The sequence below is a fragment of the Vibrio sp. R10-SF1-ISO8 genome, assembly GCF_059833805.1.
In genome coordinates, this window is record NZ_JCBDHL010000010.1 from 356,803 (window position 1) to 371,701 (window position 14,899).

General features: G+C 45.5%; 15 protein-coding genes. 8 read left to right on the forward strand and 7 right to left on the reverse strand.

The window, feature by feature from the left end:
* Positions 1 to 7: 7 nt before the first annotated feature.
* Both AC6R00_RS07225 and AC6R00_RS07230 read right to left on the reverse strand, forming a co-directional pair.
* Positions 8 to 895 carry a S41 family peptidase gene (locus tag AC6R00_RS07225; protein WP_500639848.1) on the reverse strand — a complete coding sequence of 296 codons (888 nt, stop codon included), beginning with the start codon at positions 893 to 895 and terminating at the stop codon, positions 8 to 10.
* A gap of 144 nt (positions 896 to 1,039) precedes the next feature.
* Positions 1,040 to 1,987, reverse strand: coding sequence for an alpha/beta fold hydrolase (locus AC6R00_RS07230; protein ID WP_500639849.1), 948 nt, complete (start codon positions 1,985 to 1,987; stop codon positions 1,040 to 1,042).
* 183 nt (positions 1,988 to 2,170) lie between these two features.
* On the opposite strand from AC6R00_RS07230, the gene AC6R00_RS07235 reads away from it, so the two are divergent.
* Positions 2,171 to 2,905 (forward strand): helix-turn-helix transcriptional regulator, encoded by a 735-nt coding sequence (locus AC6R00_RS07235; protein WP_500639850.1) that lies wholly within the window; start codon positions 2,171 to 2,173, stop codon positions 2,903 to 2,905.
* A gap of 94 nt (positions 2,906 to 2,999) precedes the next feature.
* Here the strand turns inward: AC6R00_RS07235 and AC6R00_RS07240 are convergent, their stop codons facing one another.
* Complete coding sequence (locus AC6R00_RS07240) at positions 3,000 to 3,602, reverse strand: LysE family translocator (RefSeq protein ID WP_500639851.1); 603 nt, start codon at positions 3,600 to 3,602, stop codon at positions 3,000 to 3,002.
* 121 nt (positions 3,603 to 3,723) lie between these two features.
* On the opposite strand from AC6R00_RS07240, the gene AC6R00_RS07245 reads away from it, so the two are divergent.
* Positions 3,724 to 4,206: an Lrp/AsnC family transcriptional regulator gene (locus AC6R00_RS07245; RefSeq protein WP_500639852.1), complete on the forward strand. Its 483-nt coding sequence runs from the start codon at positions 3,724 to 3,726 to the stop codon at positions 4,204 to 4,206.
* Here AC6R00_RS07245 and AC6R00_RS07250 read toward each other — a convergent pair.
* On the reverse strand, positions 4,203 to 5,009 hold the full coding sequence (locus AC6R00_RS07250; RefSeq protein ID WP_500639853.1) for an AraC family transcriptional regulator: 807 nt from the start codon (positions 5,007 to 5,009) through the stop codon (positions 4,203 to 4,205). The two genes, AC6R00_RS07245 and AC6R00_RS07250, sit on opposite strands and share 4 nt — an antisense overlap.
* 88 nt (positions 5,010 to 5,097) lie before the next feature.
* Between AC6R00_RS07250 and AC6R00_RS07255 the strand changes: the two genes are divergently transcribed.
* From AC6R00_RS07255 to AC6R00_RS07270, 4 genes are all read left to right on the forward strand, one after another.
* Positions 5,098 to 5,790: an MOSC domain-containing protein gene (locus AC6R00_RS07255; protein WP_500639854.1), complete on the forward strand. Its 693-nt coding sequence runs from the start codon at positions 5,098 to 5,100 to the stop codon at positions 5,788 to 5,790.
* A 211-nt stretch (positions 5,791 to 6,001) separates the two neighbouring features.
* On the forward strand, positions 6,002 to 7,012 hold the full coding sequence (locus AC6R00_RS07260; protein WP_500639855.1) for a LacI family DNA-binding transcriptional regulator: 1,011 nt from the start codon (positions 6,002 to 6,004) through the stop codon (positions 7,010 to 7,012).
* 137 nt (positions 7,013 to 7,149) lie between these two features.
* Positions 7,150 to 8,625 (forward strand): Na+/H+ antiporter NhaC, encoded by a 1,476-nt coding sequence (gene nhaC / locus AC6R00_RS07265; protein WP_500639856.1) that lies wholly within the window; start codon positions 7,150 to 7,152, stop codon positions 8,623 to 8,625.
* Positions 8,626 to 8,637: 12 nt separating this feature from the next.
* On the forward strand, positions 8,638 to 9,804 hold the full coding sequence (locus AC6R00_RS07270) for a MalY/PatB family protein (protein ID WP_500639857.1): 1,167 nt from the start codon (positions 8,638 to 8,640) through the stop codon (positions 9,802 to 9,804).
* Between the two features lie 53 nt (positions 9,805 to 9,857).
* Here the strand turns inward: AC6R00_RS07270 and AC6R00_RS07275 are convergent, their stop codons facing one another.
* Positions 9,858 to 11,564: a S8 family peptidase gene (locus AC6R00_RS07275; RefSeq protein WP_500639858.1), complete on the reverse strand. Its 1,707-nt coding sequence runs from the start codon at positions 11,562 to 11,564 to the stop codon at positions 9,858 to 9,860.
* 258 nt (positions 11,565 to 11,822) lie between these two features.
* On the opposite strand from AC6R00_RS07275, the gene AC6R00_RS07280 reads away from it, so the two are divergent.
* Together AC6R00_RS07280 and AC6R00_RS07285 are read left to right on the forward strand one after the other, a co-directional pair.
* Positions 11,823 to 12,053: a hypothetical protein gene (locus AC6R00_RS07280; RefSeq protein WP_500639859.1), complete on the forward strand. Its 231-nt coding sequence runs from the start codon at positions 11,823 to 11,825 to the stop codon at positions 12,051 to 12,053.
* A gap of 33 nt (positions 12,054 to 12,086) precedes the next feature.
* Positions 12,087 to 12,782 (forward strand): hypothetical protein, encoded by a 696-nt coding sequence (locus tag AC6R00_RS07285; protein WP_500639860.1) that lies wholly within the window; start codon positions 12,087 to 12,089, stop codon positions 12,780 to 12,782.
* 4 nt (positions 12,783 to 12,786) lie between these two features.
* Here AC6R00_RS07285 and AC6R00_RS07290 read toward each other — a convergent pair whose 3' ends face one another.
* Positions 12,787 to 13,401: a TetR/AcrR family transcriptional regulator gene (locus AC6R00_RS07290; protein WP_171320401.1), complete on the reverse strand. Its 615-nt coding sequence runs from the start codon at positions 13,399 to 13,401 to the stop codon at positions 12,787 to 12,789.
* A gap of 162 nt (positions 13,402 to 13,563) precedes the next feature.
* Positions 13,564 to 14,739: a lytic polysaccharide monooxygenase gene (locus tag AC6R00_RS07295; protein ID WP_500639861.1), complete on the reverse strand. Its 1,176-nt coding sequence runs from the start codon at positions 14,737 to 14,739 to the stop codon at positions 13,564 to 13,566.
* Positions 14,740 to 14,899 lie beyond the last annotated feature (160 nt).

Here is a 14,899-nt window from a genome sequence, read left to right on the forward strand (position 1 = left end):
TAATGTCTCAACTCTCGTTAAACAAGCCTATATCCGCGTTTTCTTTTAAACCTAGTTTCTCCAACGCTACCTTCAGTGCATCGCCCGCACTTACGGCAATATCAGGTATCACTCCGCATTGCTCCCAGTTTCGATTGGAAATAGGGTTAATTGCTTCACCTACAGGAATTGCAACTGATAGGCCTAGGGTAAGGTCGAACAACCGACAAGGGTGGGCTGCACCACCTGTTGCTTCACCAATCAGCAAGGCTCGCTCTAAGCATTGAAGGTTGTAGCAGAACTCTTCAGCAGCAGACAGGGTCTCATTGCTTGTTAACACATATAAGTTAAGTTCTGGGTAGCTATTAGTATCTGAATCAGTCCAAAACTCTTCCAAGCAGGGGTCATCTCGCCAGCGAATGGTATTTAATAAAATAGAATTATTGCTATCAAAAAAATATGACGTGATTAGCTTAACCATATCAGGATGCCCTCCACCATTATTTCGAACATCGATAATAAGGTGCTCTATGCCTGCCATTTTACTCATAGTTTCATGAGCAATTTGCGAAGCAAAAGAAGGAGAGCAAAAACGAGATAGCTTTAAATAAGCCACTTCGCTCGTAATAAAAACCAGTCTTTCAAAGCCAAAGTTGCTACTCCTAAATCGCTGTTCAGGAGGAACAATAGAATCATTAGTTATAATCTTGAAGTGCTTATCATTGCATAAAGAAAATACATCCTGCGTTAGCTTTTCTATAAAGCCCTCAATCAACGCCTCACCATGATACCTGCCTCGATAATAGTTTTGCTGAAGCATCAAATTCAATTCTTTACCTATAGTGGGTAAAACATAGTGTTCTTCAAGTAAGCGACCAAGCGAATCGACAATTTTTTGCTTTTCAGTATCGTTCATTTAGCTTCCTCTAAAACTATCTGGGACACCAGAATATCAATAAAACTGGATCAACAGTTTAATCTGTATTTTAGAATGGACAATCACTGAGCCATATCAGATAGCTCGGTGTGGAAGATTTCAAGCAATGACTCTGGCTTAGAGCTAAGCGGTACTACTTTGTTGGTGCAACCATCTTAAGATTGCTTGGTTGGTTTCTTGCGGCTTTTCTTGCTGAATCCAATGGCCGCAATCTAGGTTGACTACGTCTACATTAGGAACAAACATAGTTAGCCTTTCGGACTTAGGGATCACATCTCGGTCGCCATAGATCATAAGCGTCGGCACTTGAATGATGGGATTTACGTCTGCTAATAGATGCCAATTACGGTCAAGATTTCTGTACCAATTTATACTGCTAGTGAAGCCTGTTGATTTAAAAGCGGATTCGAAAACCGCCAGCTCAGTGTCGCTCATTAACGGCTCCCCGAGCGGTGTATCGACTCTGGCGAGATTGATCATCGCCATGCCCGGCTCTGGTTCTCTTAGTGGCTCATTTTTCCGATACAGATTACGCAGAAATCGAGACGTGTTCTCATCCAATACCGCATCTGCAACACCTGGCTGCCGATTAAAATGGACAAAATAGTAGTCACTGCCGAGTACTTGTTCCATAAATTCGATCCAAGGAGTTTCTCCGCGTTCCTGATAAGGCAAGCTTAGGTTTATGACTTTTTTGACACGATTTGGATGCAATAAAGCCAGACCCCAAACCACCATCGCTCCCCAATCATGACCGACAAAAGTGGCGTCTTTGTATCCGTAGTGATCAAGAAGCGCGATCAAGTCACCCGACAAATGATCTATATCATAAGCAGTGACTTCTGTCGGACAGGACGAATTGCCGTACCCGCGCTGGTTTGGGACGATGACATGGTATCCCGCTTCTACGAGAGCTGGTATCTGATAACGCCAAGAAAAGGCATGCTCCGGCCAGCCATGACATAGCACAATGGGGTTTCCAGCATTTTGCGAGCCTGCTTCGAAGACTTCAAGTTTCACGTCATTGACTGAAACAAAAGTGGGCTTGGGAAAATCGGTTGGATTAAACATTACATTTCTCCTTTATCTGGATGGAATCGTCAGACTGCGCCTCCTACTTAGGAGGGATGCTTTAGGCTATAAACATTTACGAGTGTGCGTGGCAACCTCGAAACCTTGTTGCTGACGAGGACAGAGAAACTGTATATGTTAATGGTGCCAAATACTGGCACCATTGAATGGTAAACTTTAGAAATGAATATTCGCCTACGACAAGAATCGATAATACGTAGCCTTCGCCGCAACGGTACTTCCACCGTGGCTGACCTTGCTCAAGAGGTTGGCTCATCTAGGCGAACAATCTTGCGTGATATTAGCGCGCTTCGTGATGAGGGGGTTGTCATCCACTCTGAACCAGGTCGCGGAGGTGGTTTGCAACTTGATTCACGATCAATTCAAACCACCGTGCGCTTGTCAGTTTCTGAAGTTTTTGCGCTTCTCATCAGCGTTGAATCAATGCGCGCGGCCGGAAACCTACCTTTCTCTGGTCTCGCGGACGTAGGGCTTGCGAAGATAGAGAAAGCACTCCCCTCAGACCAAGTACGCGATCTGCGTCATTTTCTAGGTTGCTTGTATATCGGAAAGCTTGCTCCGCAGGTTGACATATCTGATATGGGAACGATGGATTCCGAACTGCTTCCCGCATTCGAGCAAGCTTTTCTACAACGGCTACACCTGCGTTTTCAATACCGTGACGCTAAAGGAACCATAACCCAACGAAATGTTGAGCCACAAGCTATGCTGATTTTACCACCACTATGGTATTTGGTTGCCTGGGATCCGACACGTAAAGATTTTCGTCATTTTCGAATGGATCGGATTAGCACCCCTGAACTCGTTGAAGGTACTACATTTCTTCGGCGACAAGTGCCGTTCGAAGATCACGTTTCTCCCGTGCGTAATCTAGCTCGCGGACTTTTGCCCAGTTGATGTTTGGTTGCTTGCCTAACCAAAAGCGCTTGCTAACAAAAGAAAGTCAACTCAACACCAACGTACCTAAGCAAGTAAGTACGGCTAAGCCTAATCATAGGCTCGGCTGACTGACCATAAACACCACGACAAGTACTAAACTGGCACCAAAGCCTCGATTTATCCAGACCATTTTTTGCGGAGATTGGATAAAGCGATTAAGCATCGAACCAAAATACGCCCATAGCAGCATACCAATGACACCAGTAAACACCATCACGCTAATAATAATCACCACTTGAGTTAGGTAATCGCTAGTTGGGGAAATAAACTGAGAGAACACGGTCAATGAAGCGACCCAGCTTTTCGGGTTAAGTATCTGAACCAAAATACCCGACATAAAACCAGATTTCTTGATACTTGAGTTTTCGTCCATCTCCATGTTGGCAATGCCCCAAGCCATGTAGAGCAAGTAACCCGCCCCTAACCATTTCAAGACATTGTAAAGTTCGGGGTAAAGAGTAAATAAACTCACCAAGCCAATACTCGCACCGCCCAAAATCGCCACCACACCGACCGCGTTACCGAGAATAAACGGTAGCGTTGCCCCAATGCCATAACGGCTCGACAGCCCTACTAAAGCAATATTCCCCGCCCCTGGCGTTAATGAAATCGATATTGCAAACAACATAAAAGCTGTCATCAGTTGAGCACTCATTGCTCTCTCCCATAAAGTGATAATTTCAATATGAGATCCAGTCTAACGATTCGCTCAGGAATAAAATTGCTATTTGGGTTAACATTAAAGCAATTTAAGGCAGACTATTTCCATTTAAGACATGAAAAAGAGAGAATCCACCAATTTTGAACTAGATAGTACAGATTTATCCATCTTAGAACATATACAGAAAGATGGCAGAATGAGTAACTCCAAATTAGCAGAGACAGTGAACCTAAGCGAAACGCCTTGCTGGAGACGCTGGAAAAAGATGGAGGAAGAGGGCTATATCGAGGGGTATGCAGCTCGATTGAATCGTAAGAAACTCGGCTTTCAGGTTTCGGGCTTTACACTGGTGACCTTAGGCAGCCATGAGGTCGAAAATACCCAACCATTTGAAGATTATGTCGCAGAGTCCGATTGGATACTCATGTGTCATTGTATTGCTGGCGGAGCAGATTACATTGTGCAAGTGGTCGCGAAAGATCTTGATGAATACTTTGAACGAATCAGCTCGATCAGACGCGTCAAAGGAGTCAGCGCTATTCAATCAAATGTGTCGGTAAAAGAGATCAAGAGTACCTTCCAACTGCCTTTAGATTAACAGGTTTGATGACGGAACTGTTGAGGAGTCACATCAAAATACGCCTTAAAAGCTTTGATATATGAGGAGTCATTTTGATACCCGACGCGATCGGCGATGGTTTGAATCGAATGCGTTTCATCCAGCAATGAGAGCGAATAGATTAAGCGGATCTGCTGACGCCATAACTGAAATGAGGTATTAAACTCCTTGGCAAACAAGCGCGATAATGTTCGCTCCGAGGCGCCAACTTTCTCTCCCCACTCTTTGAGTGAGATTGCCGATGCAGGCGTTTCTGTAAGTTGTTCGAAGATAAGCTTTAAGCGCCGATCTTTGGGCAACAGTAGCTGATAAGTCTGTACGTTATCTCGCAATACTTGGTCATGCAGCACCGCTAACAAACGCGCTAACTCATCATCCTCTACATGACGCTCACACTGGCGACGAATCTCTTGCAATAGCTCATTGAGAAATGGCGTAAGAGAAATTGTGCGCACATCAGACTCGTAAGGCGCACCAAACGCTGGATTGAGATAGATACCAATGAAGGTAGTATAACTTAAGGCGATGGATTCATGCTGGACACCCGCAGGAACAAACAAAACCGATGTATGAGGCACAAGATGCTGGTACTGCTCTGTTTGAGTTTGTAGCAAGCCCTTTAACGGAAAAATAATCTGGTGCCAAGTATGTTGGTGCAGATGGTCAATATAGCCTTTCGGCATATCTATCGTTTTCACTAAAGCAGGCAAATGAGGGTTTGCAGCCATCATCTCATTGGAAGTGGCCACCCCTGAGTTAGACTCTATTTGGCGAGTTGACATGGTTAACTGTCTTTACATCCCTATTCCGTCACTATTAGTCTAGGCTATCATGCCAAGTAGATTGATTGAAGAGAGTGTGAGAGGAAGCATGAAAAAGCTCGGTGTTGTAAACGCGGTTCTGACAGGAAAAACAAAGCCCTTCGCGCATGGCGCACAAAGTGCCATCAACAAACAGGTTCGCACAGAACGACAACACGCCAATGAAGTTGGCTTTACCAACGATGAACAAGGCGATCCGCGCTTTCATGGTGGCATTCAAAAAGCCCTTCACATTTACCCAAGCGAGCACTACCCACTTTGGCAAAAAGATCTCGGTGATAAAGCCATTTTGCAGTCCGTGGGCGCTTTTGGCGAAAATCTAAGTTCATCCGGAGTGACAGAAGCCAGCATCTGCCTTAAAGATAAAATACGTATTGGTTCAACTCTGCTCGAAGTGTCGCAAGGACGCATGCCGTGTTGGAAGCTCAATGTCCGAATCGACCAACATGATATGGCGAAAAGAGTTCAAGATACGCTAAGAACCGGGTGGTACTTCCGTGTCTTAGAAGAAGGTGACATTGGCGTAGGTGATGAAATCATTCTGTGTGAGAGGCCTTATCCAGATTGGTCACTTGCGCGTGTTATGGGTGCCGTTTTTGAAGGTTGCTTAGAGCCGACACTTCTACAAGAGATGTCTACCTTGCCCTTAGTTGAATCATGGGGAGCTTTGATTCAACGCCGTTTAGACACAGGCATACTCGAAGACTGGCAGCAAAGACTCGTCGGGCCAACCGCAGGCTAAGCCCAACAAAAAACCAATCAGCTAGCCACGTTTATCAATTTATTTAGGTGCGTGGCTTTTTTGTTTTTCTATGTTGTTGAATTACCGAAACAAGCCACCTGCGCGAATTTCTAAAGTTCTATCCTTTGAGCTTACTAACATAATCAACAATAAATAATCGCTACACTCTGCCCCGTTTCGACTCCCTTAATACCCACCTTGGAGAAAATGAGTGGCAACCATGAAAGAGGTCGCGAGCCTAGCTGGTGTTTCGACAGCAACCGTCTCACGCGTCATCAACCGAACCAGTTATGTCGAGCCAGTGACGCAAGAGCGAGTCGAGCGTGCCATCAAACAGCTCAACTACCGAAGGGACGCGCGCGCCACTGCACTGGCAAAGCGCAGCAACAACACTTTAGGCTTACTAACAGGAAATTTGGCCGATCCTTTCTTTGCCCTAATCGCCAAAAGCGTTGAAGAAGTTGCACGAGCTAATGGCTGCCAGTTGGTCGTTGTCAGTGGTGGGCACAATGCTCAGCGAGAAAAAGAGGGGCTCGACTTTCTCATCAACCAAGGTTGTGAAGCTATGGTCGTCCACTCCAAGATGCTCGATGACGCTACGCTAATGCAATACGCAGCTCACCTTCCGGCAATGGTATTGCTCAACCGCACTATTGCACAAATCTCCAATCGTTCTGTCTGGGTGGACAATCGAGCAGGCGCACGGAAATCAGTCGAATATTTGATTCAGCAAGGTCACCGCAAAATTGCATGTGTCACCAGTGACCTGCCGATTGAAGACCGCACCGATCGCCTTGAAGGCTATCGAGATGCGATGAATGCAGCTAACTTAGCCATTCCAACAGGCTGGGTCATCAACCAAAACTTCAGTGAATCTGGTGGTGAAGAGGCGGGGCGTCAGCTTCTCCAATCATGCCCGGGCGTTACTGCCGTGGTGACATTTAACGATGTGATGGCTGCTGGCTTAATGGCGAGTTTGCATGAGCAAGGACTGTCGGTCCCGGAAGACATTTCCATTGTTGGCTTTGATGATGTGTTGTTAGCGCGATACCTCTACCCTCGATTAACCACTATGCATAACCCAATTGATAAAATGTCAACATATGCAGCGAAACTGGCGCTAAATTTAAGTAAAAGTGGCTATTCTCCGCCGAATAAGCATCAATTCGAAGCGAGCTTAGTTAGCCGCCAAACCGTCAATGCAATACAAAAGATCGGATAAAACTGTGATGAATCTTACATTCGCGCACCTCATGTATGCGCTTACATGAAAACAACACACCGCTCTCATTTTGCCTATTATATGACCGTTACTATCCACTGCGAACAAACCCTACATCGATCCTGAGGATAAATAACATGACAAATTCTAAGCCTCTGCCGTCGTTCGGAATCGCACTCGCCCCTATCGCGGTGATGTTTGCACTTCTGGTTGTCGGATACGGAATACTCGGACTTCGCATTGAAGTTCTATTGCTGATTTCAGCTGCCTTTACTGGCCTTATCGCGTGGAAAATTGGTTACAGCTGGGATGACATTATCAATGCCATCGTAGAAAAACTGGCAAAAGCGATGCCTGTCATTTTGATTTTGGTCTCCGTTGGCGGCCTTATTGGTAGCTGGATGGTCAGCGGCACAATCCCTTACATGGTGTACTGGGGACTTAAAGTCATCAGTCCTGAATACATTCTTATTGCCGCTTTCTTTGTCACTAGTGTCGTTTCCGTGTGTACGGGGACGTCTTGGGGCTCTGCGGGTACGGTTGGCGTCGCACTAATGGGCGTTGCAGCAGGACTAGACGTCTCGCTGGCAGCCGCCGCTGGTGCAGTAGTATCTGGTGCCTATTTTGGTGATAAAATCTCACCGCTTTCTGATTCAACTAACTTTGCGCCTGTCGTTTCTGGCACTACCTTGTACGAACACATTCAACATATGCTTTACACTACAATACCGGGCTTTGTGATAGCTTCTGTAGTGTTCTTTTTCGCTGGTCAAAGTGCTGATATCTCCAACATTCACGAACCAGAGAAAGTTGCTCAAATCATCTCGGGTTTAGATAATCTCTATAACTTCAACATCCTACTTCTTATTCCACCAGTCATGATCCTGTGGGGCGCGTTAACGAAAAAGCCTGTTCTACCATTGATGCTTGGCGCTTCAGCTATAGCAATTGTTTTGGGTATGATTTTCCAAGACTTTAGTCTAAACCAAGGCTTCCAAGCATACGTCGACGGCTTCAACCTGGCGATGTTTGAAGCTAACGGTCACAGTGTAAATGGCTTGGTTCCTGATATCGCAAAGCTGCTTAACCGCGGTGGTCTGTTCTCGATGATGAGCACAATTCTATTAGTATTCTGTGCCTTTGCCTTCGCGGGTATCTTGAGCCTGACAGGTGCACTAAACGTGGTGCTAGGTAAGTTCCTGCATGCAATTCACACTACAGGTCAGCTGATTGCTTCAACTGTTGTGGCAACCATCACTGTGGTTTTCACCACTTCTGACGGCAAACTGGCACTGTTGATTCCAGGTGAGTTGTTTCAAAACGCTTACCGCAAGATGGGCTTAGACACCAAGAACTTGTCTCGCACCATCGAAGATGCAGGCACCATCATTGAACCGTTAGTCCCTTGGACTGCCGCAGGTATCTACATGGCAGGCACATTGGGCGTGGCGACATTAGATTACCTACCGTGGGCGATTCAATGTTACACCGGCGTGATCTTCGCTCTGATTTACGGCTTCACTGGCTTTGGTATCGCAAAAGCAAAACCACAGCAAAACGAGCAACAGATTGCTGACGAGCATTCAAATACACCAGCAGTAGAAACAAAATAAGGTAAATCATTGATGAACGCTTTCGACCAAATTCTGAACCGCAAGGAAAGTGGCTCTGTTAAGTGGGACTTTATGCAGCAAAAGCTGGGATTAACTGGAACGGATTTGCTCCCAATGTGGGTGTCTGACTATGATTTTAAGGCGCCACACGTGGTGTTGGACGCACTACACCAACGTGTTGAGCATGGGATCTTTGGTTACGCGGAACGCGATTATGCGTATTACCAAGCAACCATCGATTGGTATCTAAACCAACATGATACTCATATTCAACGCGATTGGATTACCACAGTACACGGCGTACTTCCTGGACTCGCAATGGCACTGCAAATGCTCACCGAAAAAGGTGACGGCATTGTCATGCAAAGTCCGGGCTATGGTTCTTTCCGTAAGATCATTGAGCTCAACGATCGTGTTGTCGTTGAAAACCCATTGGCAGAAACTAAAGGCGAATATCAACTCGACTTTGATCACCTCGAAAGTTGTTTCGCCAATGGTGCAAAAGCGATGATCTTGTGTAACCCGCACAACCCAACAGGACGAGTTTGGTCTGAAAGCGAAATTACAAAGGTTGCCGAGCTTTGCGAGCAGTACCAAGTGTGGCTTCTAAGTGATGAAATATGGGGTGATTTAGTGGTTGGCGATGAGCGGTATTACTCTGCTTTACGTCTGCCGCAAGCGCTCACTAAACGCCTGATTGTCGCAACAGCAGCGAGTAAGACATTTGGGTTGTCGTCACTACGAATCTCTAACTTTATGATTCCAGATGAGTCACTTCGAACTCAGTTTATTCGTCGGCTAGATGCGCATGGCATGGACGTGTTCAACAGTCTCTCTATGAGTGCAGCGACTATTGCTTATCAAGAATGTTCTGGTTGGTTAACCGAGTTAAAAGACTATCTTCGCGCAAACATCGTTAAGCTTGAGCAGTTTTTGCAAGCGGAACTGCCTGAAGTGAAGTTTACTGCGCCACAAGCCGGGTATTTGGCTTGGCTAGACTGCCGCCCTCTCAACCTGACTGACGCCGAGTTGGAGCAAAAGTTTGTCGCAGCGGGGCTTGTCCCAAGTATGGGGATTGCGTTTGGCAAAGAAGGTTGCGGTTTTGTCAGACTTAACCTCGGCTGCCCGGCGAGTACATTAGAACAAGCAATGCAACGCTTGAGGCAAGCACTGGCTTAGTTGCAAAAAAAAGAGGTCGCATCACGCGACCTCTTTTACATCCAATTATCGTACTATCGACTTGCTAGCTCAGCGAAAATCGCTTCTGCATCAACAATACCGCCAGAGATAGATAGCGTACTAAATGGTACTAAATCTTCTGGAGACGATGGCTTCTTCACTAATAACTCTGGATACGTACGTGATTTGCTCATCAACAACGCTTTAAGCTCTTTCGCTGATAGCTCTGGGTAGTGAGACCATACCAAGGCAGCCACACCCGAAACCACAGGCGCAGCCATACTGGTACCACTATACGCAGCATAGTTATTGTCAGGTGTAGAGGAAAGAACGCGATAGCCAGGAGCGAACACATCTACCGTTTCCTGACCAAAGTTACTAAAGCTTGCGACCATAGAGTCATCTGCGTATTTCGCCGATGCACCAACATCCATCCAAGTAGAGATTGGACGAGACCATTTGTGCTTAGCGAAACGGTTCGGGAAGCTTGGCTTGATATCGTTATCCGTTTTGCTGTTACCCGCCGAGTGAACAATAAGCACCCCTTTGCGCGCTGCATAGCGGAAAGCGTGGTCAACAATATGTTTACGTGGTGAGTAGCTCTTACCAAAACTCATATTGATGATCTTTGCACCGTTATCTACTGCGTAGCGGACTGCGTTCGCGATATCTTTATCACGCTCATCACCATTTGGCACCATACGCACTGCCATGATCTGTGCGTGATCCGCAATACCTTCAACCCCTAAGCCATTATTACGCTCAGCGGCAATGATACCCGCTACGTGTGTACCATGAGCGCCCACTGGACCTTTTACATCATTGTTGCCGTAGCCTTTTTCCCAAGGGTTAGTGATATCGTCCATAACGATGTCTCTACGGGTATCAAAGTCTAGGTTATAGTGATAGTCCAAAGATTCCTTATAACGGCTTGTACGTGACTCTAAATACTCAAATGAATACCAAGAATCAAACACGCCAAGTAATCCTTGAGCCGCTGCAACCACATCAGCGTTAGAGTGAGAAAGCAGAACTTGTAGACCATCGACAGTAAAATCTTTGTGCTCAACCAAGGCTAAGATTTGCGCTTTGTAGCCATTAGCTTGTTCAGTCGCTGCTGTCACTTGTTCTAGAGCCGCGGTGTAATACTCAACGTTCTCTAGGTAGTCAGCCTCAACACCTTGATAGTATTTGCGTTTCTTTGGCGGAATCCAGTGGTTACCCTCTTTAAGTTCTAAGTACTTTTTGTACTCACGGGTCACTTCTAACGTATCTTGATCAACGTTAATTCCTAGAGAGTTACCCAAGAAGTTCCAGCCGTGCACATCATCAATGTAGCCGTTACCGTCGTCATCGATGCCATTATCTGGGATCTCATCTTCGTTGGTCCAAAGTTTGTTTTTTAGATCTTCGTGGTCAATGTCGACACCTGAATCTAGCACCGCAACAATGATAGGCTGAGGTTTAAGTGGTGGCAGCATGAAATCATAAACAATATCTGAGCCTACACCTTGAATACTTGAGTAATTGGCCGACATATTGAACCAATCACCACGATCTTCAGCAGGTGTACTGAACATGCGCATAGAGAAAAACGCAGGCTCGGCTGGCTTAGCCGAATAATCTTCAATGATATTGCCTTTAACATCTGTGATGAAAGGAGAATTAACTGGAGTTGGGTCAGCACTGACGTTTGCTGAAACCGACGCTGAAGCCAAAATAGCAACAGCAAGGGCGGAAAGTTTATATCCGTTTTTCATTATGTTACATCCTATATTTTTGTATGCTTAAAAAGCGAGCAAAAGATAAAATGCAACACTACGAATATCATTCATTAAATTGATTAATTGAGTTTAAGATCTCATTGTGAGTGTTATTTTTCTGTCAAAGTTTGAGCCACATTCTATTAACATATTCAACACTTACCCTTACCGCCCTTTGTGTTGAAAACTCTTTGTAATCAATATATTAGACAATAATGATTGATTGGATTTTATAGAAATTAGGGATTAATCAGTATGGAAACACATCTAGGCTTTACCTACCACTCAACAGAGAACTGCGTTCAGATCTACCGTGATGGGAGCTTGGTGACGACACTGCGAGGAAAAAGTGCAATTCACTTTACAGCGCGGGCTGCTGAAATGAACCATCAACAACAGCAACAGCTGATGGCGAGAGAAACGGGTAACTATAAACGTGGTAATGAAAAATCAGCCAAATCTAAACACCAAAACAAGTACCGCTAACCACTAGGGTTATCAACAATTACAGGGAATATCGTGAAAAACAGAATGGAACAAACCACTCTTAGAGCCATAACCAATAATCAAAACTGGTGCCAGCGTGTAGCAGAAATACACCAAGTGGAAACAAAACTTGAAGCGAATTACTGGTGTTCGAAAGACCCAATGCCAACCTTTTTCCCCAATCTAGTCACACTCAATACGTCCTCTACACAAGGGCTATTGGAAGAAGTCATTCCCGTACAAAGCAGCTATTTTGTAAAAGATTGCTTTGCCGCGTTAAGCCTCGCCCCATTAGGGTTCACTAAATTATTTGATGCGAATTGGTATATTAAGAAAGCTCAACCACCGCTTCGACAACTCGATGGTGTCCTAATCTCAGAAGCGACGAGCGCTGAAGGGTTGGCTGAATGGGAAACTCGCTGGCGTGGCGAAGAAAACTATACGCCTATTTACCCTAGCAGCGTGCTAGATTCTGAGGCCATCAGGTTCTTCACTGCTGAGTCAAATGGGCAAGTCGCGGGTATTACGAGTTTCAACGATACACACACGCTCGGCATCTACAATTTATGGGGCGAGCCGTGGTTATTCTCCGCTCTTATTGGGCATTTGCAAATGCTTTACCCTAATCAAGATATTGTCGGCTATGGAGATGAACAAGAAGTACAGCGACTTGAACCACTTGGCTTTGAGATTTTAACACCTTTAACAGTGTGGGGACGTTTCGCTTAACCGTTCAACTGTTAGTTTTAACGCCGCAGCCGTTGATAATAAGCTGAGTGATGAACTGAGCGGCTTGATGATAATCGTCGTTATCTAGCTGCTCTTTTTTCATGACATTGCAGATTTGCCAGCCAAAGTCTGCATAGGTTTGGGTGGCGGCCCAGATGGTAAACATCAGGTGGTGCGCCGGAACATCATCCATCAACCCCTGCTGTGACCAGGTTGAAAATTTATCGATGATCATTTGTGACTGCTTAAACAGCTCTTGACCAATATCTTCTGGTAGTGCTTTTGCCCCTGACATTACTTCATTGGCGAATACCTTTGATGCATAAGGATGGTCGCGTGAAATACGAAGTTTCGCTTCGATATACTCGGTTAAGGCTTGAACTGGGTCTGTCAGTTCTTCAATCGGTCGTGATGCTTCAAGCAATGGCTGGGTTACGGTCTTTAGTACCGCGTAATAGAGCTTATCTTTGGAGCTGAAGTAATAAAAAACGTTCGCCTTAGGAATATCAGCCGCTTTAGCAATATCGACAATTTTTGTCGCCGCATAACCGTGGGTAGCAAACTGTTCACTGGCTACTTCAATAATTAGCTGCTGATTTTTCTGCCTAATACGACTCATTCGATACCCTTATACGTTCACATCGAAATCAGTGTAAACAATATGTTATTTAAGGCAAGACGAGAAACAGCTCCACGTAGCCTACATCACAGTCATAACGAAGAAGTGACGACCGATTGGTCGCCACTTCTTCGTGTGCCTAGTATAGATTTACAATGTAAATTATCGCCATACGCCCCACTCTCCAGTGGTTCCTGGCTCTTCACCTTTTGTCCACCATTGCGCTGTCCACTCTCTACCATTATGAGTCACAACATCTCCCGTGTCGTAGACCTTATCTCTATCCCAAAGGTTTGTAGGTTCGACAGGAGGTGTATCTGCTTTGATGAGCGAAAGGGCATAACTGAAAGTATTGTTGGGCGCTAAGACTTGGTTGGCGTAGATATTATTGGTATCAAACATATAGTGGTTCATTTCTGCATGCCAAATCCCCACATACCAATCACCCGTTTGCTGAGAGTTAAACTGATCTGCAATTTCAGCCGCCCACGTTGTGGTATTGTTGGCACTAATGGCTAAAGACACATCGACAATTTCTGCCCCAGTGGCATCAAATGTACGGAATCTGATCGTGTCGCCAGATTCTACCGGACCAAACCCTTGTGGCACAAAGTAACCCAATGCTGTCAGATTGTTATTCGGATCCGTTGGGTCAGTAGGATCGGTTGGCGGATTGGTTCCGCTGCCTCGCAAGGTAATATCACTACAGTTGTAAAAGCCCTCACCTGCCACATCGATACGTTGCCATCGAGTGTATAGGATCGCGTCGCCAGAGCGTTCTGCCGGGAAAGTGACTTTCATTCGGTATCGCTTTTGCGCATCGACTGCAATATCGCCTGCGGTATCAATTAACTCAAGATCATCCCAAGTTAAAGGTAGTGAAGGGTCATAACTTGGCTTGGTTAAGTAGAACTCCCAATAAGAAGGGTTGTGCGGTGCTTGGCCGTAGAATACAAAATCTATTTGATTGTTGGCATCTAATGCAACGTTAGTACGCTGCCAATGCGGAGACACAGCATTAAGCCCTTTCTTGGCCGAATCGCCAGCAGAACACAGCTCACCGTCAGGCACTATGACTTTGACATGAGCCATGTCTCGATAGTTAGCCACATTCGCGGCCACTTCACTGCGCTGCACAAAGGGATAAGCCCCCGATTGATCATAAGCGGCCTGACACGCTTGATTGGGTATTTCATCAGTCCAAAAACCGCCATCTTCATAACATGTATTTTGGCGCGCGCTAGGGAACTCCGCCCAGCCATGAGCACTCACATTCATCGAGTTCAATGCGGCTAATGCACTTAAACTCATTAGAGGTAGGGTTAGATTAATCTTCATTTTTCATCCTTTTTATTCGCTAACTGACTGCTCAAACAAAGAGTAATCCCTTTGTTTGTCCATCAAAGCTAGCAGGATGAATCGAAGTGATAGGTTAGATTGACGTGATGAATTATTAGACTTTCGCCTGCTTTCCAAGATTTTTGTCGCCTGACTAAAG